A 9,089-nucleotide genomic window follows, 5' to 3' on the forward strand; every position below is an offset into this window, starting at 1 on the left:
TGCAATCAGTGCGAATGGGTTTTGCCTTTTTATCTAAAGTCTTTTATTTGTGTGGTATTAGCAGGGCGGAGGTTGATTGAATTGGGTCATTATTTTTTGACTGATGAAATGATCGGATGTGATGGTTGTTGTAGATCATGATTCAAGGCCGTGCTTTTTTTAGTTACAAAACTTTACAATAATTACCAAAAGTCAATGAAATCATCACGGCTTAATAATGTGAACAATTATTCACTTACTCATCATTGACTAAGGCTAACAATGCCTGTTTTAGTCTTTCATGGGTGATGACAGTTGTGGCGGTTTGGGTTATAATCTGCTTTGTGTTTTCGCTTAAGGTTCTTTTGGGACTGGTTTGGCGATGTTCTGATTGTGTAGGTTTTGGACTGACGATGATGTCTAAAACTTGCAAATGACGAAATTGTTCATCTTGATTTCGTAGTGATTGTAAGCAACTGGCTGATAAATAACGCAAATGATTGGCGGCTGTGGCTGATGATAGTGATATCGTCAAGCGTTGTTGATCTATGTGGGCGACTTGACAATCGGTGAGCATCTCAGCGGGCAGTAGTGGTTTTAGAGCTTGCTGTAATAAATTGGTGCAGGATTTTAAGTGTGCGATGCGTTGTGTTAGATGACTAGGAAGTGTTGCACCAGCTGCTGCCTGCTTTTCTAGCGTGCTTGCCAAATGATTGGGTGCGTGATGTTTTAGGTGCAAATCGTCTACGAAATTGATTTTTTTTGAATCAGACATGGCTTACCTTTATCTTAAAAAGAGTTGTGGACATGGTGTCCAGTAGAGCAAGTTTATCAGCCTTATGAACGGATTGCCAGCAAAATCGCATATTTGCGATGGGCATTGAAGATGTTTCGTTGCTTATCATAACCATTTGTTTTGGTGGTTCTTGGCGTGCTTGGATGTATGCCGCTGATGACTGAGCTTTCAATCAAAACCCAATATACAATACAGAGCATCAAAACCAGACGGCAGAGTGGTTTTGATGATTTGAGGAATATCTATGAAAAGAGTGTTTTGGCTGATGTCAGTCGTTGGGCTGACTTTGGGACAATCTGGCATCGCTTATGCAAGCGTGCAATCAAATCAAGAGGGTGTCGTTGTTCATGATGGACTGACTCATGATAACATTGATGATGCCATCAACCGCTTGATTGCTAGGTCGCAAAATACCACCACAATCACATCACGCTTACAACAAGACCCCTTATCATCTGGCTTGACTACTCAAAGCAGTTATAGCAGTAACTATCAGTCTCCGTCCATCGTCGCACAACTTACCAAAGACAGTGCGCCAAGTATTGCTGCCGCTGCGGCATCTCGTGCGGCTCGTAGCAAAAGCATTGGTCGCTGTGCCTTATATGTACGCAAAGCATTACAGTCGGCAGGCTATGATTTTACGCCCAATGCTTCTGCATATCAATATGCACACGGCACTTTGGCAGGTGCAGGCTTCACCAAAATCAGCAATGATAACTACGAGCCACAAGTTGGTGATGTTGTGGTATTTAACCGTACCGCCAAGAATCCACATGGTCACATTCAAATTTACGACGGTAAGCAATGGATATCGGATTTTCGCCAACAAAAATTCAGTCCATACAGCCAGCATAATGGCTATACCGTATGGCGAGATACACGCTATTTAGATGCAAGTGCGAATACGGGCATCATGTTGGCGATGAACGAACAGTAATCCATGCTTCTTGATTAATAACCATCAAACCATGGATTTTAGTTGTAAAATCTATGATTTGATGGGGTTTCTGACCAAGCTTTTTTTGAAGTTGCTATTCAAACTTTTAAAAAAAGGCTTGGATTTTTTTGTATCATTTTGACCATCTTAATCAGCATGATATTTTGCCATTCTTGCTTTTCATGGATGATGGATGGCTGCTGAGGTATTAAGATTTTTTTATGCTTATTTCAATAATCTTGAATGTATTATTGAACCGAATAACTTTGCCATATCAAGCAGAATCTGCTGGGATATTTGAATTGAATGAGTGGCATGAGTTACACAGCCAGCCAATGTGATTTGGCATGGAAATCAGGTGGGCTGGCGTGATTGATGGCATAAAATATCGGTGTATTTTCTTGATATAAAATCACACAAGGGTTGATTTTGGTGATTTTTTGATTCTTTTGGGCAAAATCTATTGCCAGATGATAAATGTGGTGTGTTTTTAATATGCTAGAATGGTGAATGGTGATGTTTCCGTCTGCGTGCATGGGAGGCATGACATGAGGCATGCGGTAATCATGAAAATCATACATATTATAATGATATTGTTCTTGATGCGGACTGACATTCATCTCAATATAGCCCAATCCACTCTCGAATTCAAAAAAACACTCAATGCAATTACTTTCCCACAGGTAATCTTGGCGTATGCCACCTTTTGGTGTGGTCATATCGGGTAAGTCTAGCCATGAAGTGCGTTCAATAAGATAGCTTAAACACGCCAGTCTGTCTTTATTGCTGAATGCGACTTGAATTTTCGGTGCGTTCACAGCACTGGCCATCAGTTCATGAGTGTGAATTGTGGGCGATGTCTCACCATGAAAAACCGCCTGATGAATGGCACTGATACTTGACATTTTTATTTAGTAGCCAAAGCGAATGAGATTGGATAGCTTGGTATTTGGCTCAGGGTTTTTGCGAAGTAGTAGCACCATGCGTCCGATGTGATGAATGACATCGCTGTCGGTTGCTTGTGCGATGGCTTGAGCACATGCTTTTCTTTCATCAGCACTGCCTGCTGGAATTTTGATTTTGATGAGTTCATGATCATGCAGTGCTCGCCCAACCTCTTCAATCAAGGTGGGTGTCAGACCGCTGCCGCCGACGATGACCACAGGATTGAGACGATGACCAATGCCACGAAGTTCTTTAAGGTCTTGCGTTTTTAGCTTTTTATTGCTCATAATTCATTCCAAGGTAAAAAATTTGCTAAATTTGGCACATTATAGCAGAAATTATCCCAAATAAGGCGATAAAAATGGTAAACTAGTCGGCTATTGATTTTAGGTTTTTATCATTAGGCGGTGGTTAATATCTAATGGCAACTCGCATTACTAATAAAAAATTTTCAAAATCCAGCCGTGCTTGGATGAAAGAACATATTGATGATTTTTATGTACAAAAAGCCAAAAAAGAAGGTTATCGTGCGCGTGCAGCTTATAAACTGCTAGAAATCAATGAAAAAACAGGTCTTATAAAAAAAGGCATGACAGTCGTGGATTTGGGCTCCGCTCCTGGCAGTTGGTCTCAGGTGGCAGGGCAATTGGTGGGTGATGAGGGTGTGTTGATTGCATCGGATATTTTGCCGATGGATGCACTGGAAAATGTTACTTTTATCCAAGGAGATTTTCGTGAGCAAGAAGTATTTGATAAAATAATGGCTCAGGTAGGTGGTCGTCATGTTGATGTGGTTTTGTCTGACATGGCACCCAACACCTCTGGCATGTCTGCGGTAGATATGCCTCGCATGATGTACTTGTGTGAGTTGGCGGTGGATTTTGCATTATCTGTTTTGCCAGTAGGCGGTGCACTTATCATGAAAGTATTCCAAGGTGAGGGTTCGCCAGAGCTTCGTGCACAAATGCAAAAGCAGTTTAGTAAAATCAAAAGCATCAAGCCTGCTGCATCTCGACCACGCTCAAAGGAGATGTTTTGGGTAGCAATCAAATGATGCTCGCTTAGTGATTCATGGCTTGACTTTTTTAAAAAAGTCCACATATTAACCCAAACTGCACGCAGATGTAATAAATACCCCAGCAAACGCTTAAAATAGGACAAATTAGTGAACAACATGGTAAAAAATACCTTATTGTGGTTAGTGATTATTGGCGTGGTGGTTGCCATTTATGGCAATCTTGATCGTGCCAATAAAGATGTAGACCAGCTGAATTACTCGTCCTTTGTGACCGCTGTATCACAAGGTGAGATTAAGGATGTTAAAATTGATGGCGAAGAGATTTCTGGCACCAAAGTTAATGGCTCACATTTTGAGACGGTGCGTCCTGCCATTAATGATGATGGGCTGATGCCACTGCTCCGTGAGCATGATGTTGAGATTCAAGGCACAGTGCCTGAACGCCAAGGCATCGGCTCGCAGTTACTGATTGCGGCTTTCCCTATTTTACTCATGATTGGCTTGTTTTGGTTATTCATGCGTGGCATGAGTGGTGGTAGTTCTGGTGGCGGTATTGGTGGTCGCAATCCGATGGGTTTTGGCAAGTCCAAAGCTAAAATGCTGACCGAAGACCAAATTAAAGTAACCTTTGCTGATGTTGCTGGCTGTGAAGAATCCAAGCAGGAAGTTGTTGAGATTGTTGATTTTTTAAAAGACCCAGAAAAATTTACCAAACTAGGTGCAACCATTCCACGAGGTGTGTTAATGGTGGGTCCGCCTGGTACGGGTAAAACTTTGTTAGCAAAAGCAATCGCAGGAGAAGCAAAAGTACCATTTTTTAGCATCTCTGGATCTGATTTTGTTGAAATGTTTGTCGGTGTGGGTGCAAGCCGTGTTCGGGACATGTTTGAGCAAGCCAAGAAAAATGCACCCTGTATCATCTTTATTGATGAGATTGATGCTGTGGGCCGTCACCGTGGCTCTGGCATGGGCGGTGGGCATGATGAAAGAGAGCAGACCCTAAACCAGCTGTTGGTTGAGATGGATGGTTTTGAGGGTAATGATGGTGTGATTGTCATTGCTGCAACCAACCGTGTTGATGTGCTGGATAAAGCACTGCTTCGACCGGGTCGCTTTGACCGTCAAGTATCAGTTGGTTTGCCAGACATCAAAGGGCGTGAGCAAATCTTGAATGTGCATTTAAAAAAATTGCCCCAAACCATTGGTGTTGATGTCAATGCGTTGGCTCGTGGTACGCCAGGGTTTAGTGGTGCTCAGCTTGCCAACCTTGTTAATGAAGCGGCGCTTTTTGCTGCTCGTAGGAACAAGTCTCATGTTGACATGAACGATTTTGAAGATGCCAAAGATAAGCTTTATATGGGCCCTGAGCGTAAATCAATGGTGTTAAAAGAAGATGAGCGCCGTGCAACTGCCTATCATGAAGCAGGTCATGCATTGGTGGCACACCTGTTGCCAAAAACCGACCCCGTACACAAGGTAACCATCATGCCTCGTGGCTGGGCTTTGGGTGTGACATGGCAGCTACCAGAGCAGGATGCGGTCAGTAATTATAAAGATAAGATGCTCAATGAGCTTTCCATATTGTTTGGTGGTCGTATTGCTGAAGAGATTTTTGTGAATCGCCAATCTACTGGGGCAAGCAATGATTTTGAGAGAGCCACTAAGATGGCTCGTGCGATGGTTGCTAAGTATGGCATGAGTGATAACTTGGGCATCATGGTCTATGAGCCAGAAGAACATGGTGGATATATTGGTGGTTCGACTCGCACCATCTCTGAGGCAACTCAACAGAAAGTTGATGATGAGATTCGCCGTATTTTAGAAGAGCAATATGAAGTGGCATATCGATTGATTGATGACAATCATGACAAAATGCATGCCATGGTCGATGCTTTGATGAAATGGGAGACGATTGATCGTGAGCAATTTTTGCAAATCATGAGCGGTGAGATGCCTCGTGAGCCAAAGGAGTACCAGCATGAGGTGCCAAGTATCGCACCAGAGACCCCTTTTGATGAGTTGCCACCACCAATACCAAGTGCTTGACAAGTACTGTTAGAAAAATATCGCTTTTCAAATCTTACCCCAAAGGTCAATCTCAACCTTTGGGGTGTTTTCATGGAAAGGCACAATGCAGAGGCATCTTGGTAAAAAGATGCAAATTCAATCATGACAAGCATTACCAATCTTGATGGCTATCTCATCAATGCTTTTAAAAGTGATGAGGTCGACATTTGTGATGATAGAAAAATACAAGCCCACTACGAGAATCCACTAAGAATTCAAGGCTTGGCCACATTCAGGGCAAAAGCTGGAATGAAATCTAAAGGCTTGTCTTTACTTAAAGGACAAAATGCCAACCGCCCCAGAGAATGCCTCTTGATGACGATAATGCTTATAGCAAAAGGAGTAACGATCAGGATTTTATTGACACTCATTTTTCTGCTTTTCCCTAACATTTTGACATGTGTAGCCATCATATATTGTATTGGTAATGGTATCATTTGTACAACTGATCAATAATGACCAAGGTTTGTGGAGTTCTTACCATTCTTTCAGTCGCCGCAGACAAACCGAAACCATCCACAACTCTACCAAAACCTTCATTTTCTATTTTCGATGCTACTCTAATGTCCTTCCTGTTTAGGGTGGTGGAAAGTGAATTAAGAAGCTTCTTAAGTCTAAAAAAGTAGATTGGATTTGTGAGGCTGGAAATGGCAATTTCATTGGAATGGCTCAACTGATGATAAGACTGCAAAAGGTGAAACAAGAGCTATTCAGATTGATGATGTTCCAAAGGAGTTAAAAAGGTAAAATGCGAAAAAATAGAGAATCAAGAAATTTATCTTGAAATAATTTCAAGTGCACATTGTAATAATATGGCTAATTTCATTTTGGTTATGACAATATAACAGTAAATACACCAATGATAAAGATTGTCAGTATGAATAGATTTGTTAACTTTTTAAATGAGTTAAAATTATATTTCAAATAGTGAAGCTCATCAAGAAGTTAAAAATGATCTCAAATACCCACTCTTCAATCGTGCTGTACAGACCATATCTTCTTTATTAAGGGCATCGATAGGGTTGATTTGGTTGTGCTAGCCAAACCAATTTGCTCAACTGACAGCTTTGATGTCAACTTGCTTTTAAAGACTCATCCCCAAGCTGACACCACTCACCCAATCTTTATTTGAAAAAGCCTTTAGGCTGGCTGATTGCTTTTGAGGTGAAGATGTCGTAATTAAAACTTAGGTAGGGGTTATTTGTATTTGGTGTATATTGTCCTTTAATACCAATGACAGCACCTGCTAGATGTTGTCCAAGTAATGGCTCATTTGGCTCTTGTCGTGGTTGGTGGTATAGCCTGCGTCCAGTCCTAGATAGATGGCATGGTTTGATTGGCTGTTTTGTGAGTTGTTTTGGTTGGTTGAGGTGCTTTGGTTGGCTGTTTGTGATTGATTTAGAAAGCTTGGATAAAAACTGATATCTTGTCTTGCTAAGATGCTATTATCCGCTGATAATGAACGCTTGCCATCAAAACCTCTGACGGTGTATCTGCCACCAATGACCATCTTTAAATCTGGTGTTAGACTGTCTGTGGCGTATTGGGCTTTAAGTGTTGTACTATGGACAATGGGCAATGGTTTGTTGTTGATGCTTGGGTTGTATTTACTGGTAAGACTTGCATTTAATTGATAAATCCCCACTCTTGCTGAGCCTTCATCAAACAGCTCTTCTGGTGAAAGTAAGGCATTAAAAGCCGCTGTACCATGCTTATAAGAAATATCGGTGTTTGGGCTATGATTAGCTTGTTTACCAAAACGGTCTCATGGCTAATGCCAAATAAATAACCTGCAGTTTTACGGGTTTGTACATCGATGGTGTTACCATCAATATCACTTCTTGGGATTTGACATAGCCACCAGCATACACATGGCTTTTACTACGAGCATCTCTGTGTGCCAGATGAGACAGCTTGGCGTTGTACCCACTGGATTTACCGCCATAGACATAATCTTGGGTGCTATCTGCCACGGTTTGATGATAGGTATGGCGATTGGCATTTAGTTGTAAGAGGCTGCTTTTAATAGGAATCACATAACCAATACCATAGTTTTTAGAGCCTTTACTCATATTAGATGGATAATCTTTATCCTCATTCAGCTGATTACCCAAATCCCGTCCAAAGCTTAAATAGAGCAAATCTTTGTAATTGGCTAGATTATCCACACTCAAAGTAGCTACGCCTTGATATTTGCCTGTAGATTTAGAACCTGAATCATCCACAGAAAGACTGCCACGAAGACGGCGGTGCTGGGTGTAATCAATTAAAATATCACTAAAGCTAATGCCAATCGCTTGTAACTCATCAGATGGTGCAATCTTAAAACTGGCATCACTACTTGGCACGCGTTTAAAATTCTCTAAGGCGGTATCTAAGATGGCAGGATAAGCCATATTTGTCCGTTTGACATAGATAGGTGCTTTACTATCCACTGTATTCACCACTACCTGAGCGATTTTACCAGGGATTAGGGTTAATCTTAACTTCCCATCCGCCAAATTCTGATCAGAGACCATAATACGACTGGTAATATAGCCTTTGTCAATCAAGCGATTTTGTACACGAGTGGCGATGGCATGAATATCAGCGACTGTCATACACTTGCCTAAGACACTGTGATTACCCATGATTTCAGGCATGAGTGCAAAGCCAAGCTTGTCTGCAAAGACAATATCACCTTGCGATAGTACGGAATAACCCCTCTTGTGAATATCAAAACAAATGGCGTTATCTGATGTTGGTTGTTCTTGAGTTTGAGTGATGGTGTTGGAGAGATCGGTTGCCCATATCTGCTACCACGCTTGGATTTGGCACCAACTGCTCTAGCAGTGCCTGATTACGAGCATCTTGGGTTTGATTAGGGTTTGGTTGGTTGCATTGCCAATTAAGGAATCATCCGCCGCTTGTGCGGTATTGATTTGTGATATTAATCCCAAGGCAACCCAAGTTGCTTGAATTAAAGGTTTTAAATAAAAGTGTGTCATAGGCTTTTAACCGTCATTTTAAAGTTGCCTGATTGTAACTTATGAATTTAGTGACTACAAAGGTGGGGGGTTATTTAGTTTTTATCATCATTTGATTTATATTAGAAAATTCAAGAATTGTTAGATATTGTTTTTTATATTTAGATACTTAGCAAATATCAATATTTTCACAAATCTTAAAAATGATAAATCATTTAATCATAAATGGCATCTTTAAAAAAATGGGGCTGTAGCAGATAAGCCCTAAATCCCACACCATTTTCTCAATATCTTAAGCTGATTAGATGGTGTGCTGTAGTTAAATCTAAACTCACATTCTTTGATAAAAAGATGGAAGTTTTTCTTGGGGGTGTCATTGTA

Annotated in this window: 9 protein-coding genes and 1 pseudogene; 4 read left to right on the plus strand and 6 right to left on the minus strand. The window is 41.1% G+C overall.

Annotated elements, in window-relative coordinates; translation table 11 throughout:
* Positions 1 to 235: 235 nt before the first annotated feature.
* Positions 236 to 754, minus strand: a complete 519-nt coding sequence (locus M2R47_RS02140; protein ID WP_249098207.1) for a DciA family protein — start codon at positions 752 to 754, stop codon at positions 236 to 238.
* Between the two features lie 265 nt (positions 755 to 1,019).
* Between M2R47_RS02140 and M2R47_RS02145 the strand changes: the two genes are divergently transcribed.
* Positions 1,020 to 1,712 carry a CHAP domain-containing protein gene (locus tag M2R47_RS02145; protein WP_249098211.1) on the plus strand — a complete coding sequence of 231 codons (693 nt, stop codon included), beginning with the start codon at positions 1,020 to 1,022 and terminating at the stop codon, positions 1,710 to 1,712.
* A 320-nt stretch (positions 1,713 to 2,032) separates the two neighbouring features.
* Here the strand turns inward: M2R47_RS02145 and M2R47_RS02150 are convergent, their stop codons facing one another.
* Positions 2,033 to 2,617, minus strand: coding sequence for a DOMON domain-containing protein (locus M2R47_RS02150; RefSeq protein WP_249098214.1), 585 nt, complete (start codon positions 2,615 to 2,617; stop codon positions 2,033 to 2,035).
* A gap of 6 nt (positions 2,618 to 2,623) precedes the next feature.
* Positions 2,624 to 2,944: a YhbY family RNA-binding protein gene (locus M2R47_RS02155; RefSeq protein ID WP_249098218.1), complete on the minus strand. Its 321-nt coding sequence runs from the start codon at positions 2,942 to 2,944 to the stop codon at positions 2,624 to 2,626.
* Between the two features lie 134 nt (positions 2,945 to 3,078).
* Here M2R47_RS02155 and M2R47_RS02160 point away from each other — a divergent pair, with 134 nt between their 5' ends.
* The 3 genes from M2R47_RS02160 (at position 3,079) to M2R47_RS02170 (ending at position 6,198) form a co-directional block, all read left to right on the plus strand.
* A complete protein-coding gene (locus tag M2R47_RS02160) occupies positions 3,079 to 3,711 on the plus strand; it encodes an RlmE family RNA methyltransferase (protein ID WP_249098221.1) in 633 nt (210 codons plus the stop codon).
* Positions 3,712 to 3,831: 120 nt separating this feature from the next.
* Positions 3,832 to 5,721 (plus strand): ATP-dependent zinc metalloprotease FtsH, encoded by a 1,890-nt coding sequence (gene ftsH / locus M2R47_RS02165; RefSeq protein ID WP_249098225.1) that lies wholly within the window; start codon positions 3,832 to 3,834, stop codon positions 5,719 to 5,721.
* 123 nt (positions 5,722 to 5,844) lie between these two features.
* Positions 5,845 to 6,198: a hypothetical protein gene (locus M2R47_RS02170; RefSeq protein ID WP_249098227.1), complete on the plus strand. Its 354-nt coding sequence runs from the start codon at positions 5,845 to 5,847 to the stop codon at positions 6,196 to 6,198.
* A 790-nt stretch (positions 6,199 to 6,988) separates the two neighbouring features.
* Here M2R47_RS02170 and M2R47_RS09460 read toward each other — a convergent pair.
* The 3 genes and pseudogenes from M2R47_RS09460 to M2R47_RS02180 all read right to left on the minus strand — a co-directional run.
* The gene (locus M2R47_RS09460; protein WP_335341974.1) at positions 6,989 to 7,465 is read right to left on the minus strand and encodes a ShlB/FhaC/HecB family hemolysin secretion/activation protein; all 477 of its coding nucleotides are present in this window, start codon (positions 7,463 to 7,465) and stop codon (positions 6,989 to 6,991) included.
* 28 nt (positions 7,466 to 7,493) lie between these two features.
* The gene (locus M2R47_RS09465; RefSeq protein ID WP_283162886.1) at positions 7,494 to 8,384 is read right to left on the minus strand and encodes a ShlB/FhaC/HecB family hemolysin secretion/activation protein; all 891 of its coding nucleotides are present in this window, start codon (positions 8,382 to 8,384) and stop codon (positions 7,494 to 7,496) included.
* Between the two features lie 588 nt (positions 8,385 to 8,972).
* Positions 8,973 to 9,089: pseudogene (locus tag M2R47_RS02180) on the minus strand (IS1595 family transposase); the annotation flags it as partial.

This window comes from Moraxella oculi, assembly GCF_023336735.1.
Lineage (GTDB): Bacteria > Pseudomonadota > Gammaproteobacteria > Pseudomonadales > Moraxellaceae > Moraxella > Moraxella oculi.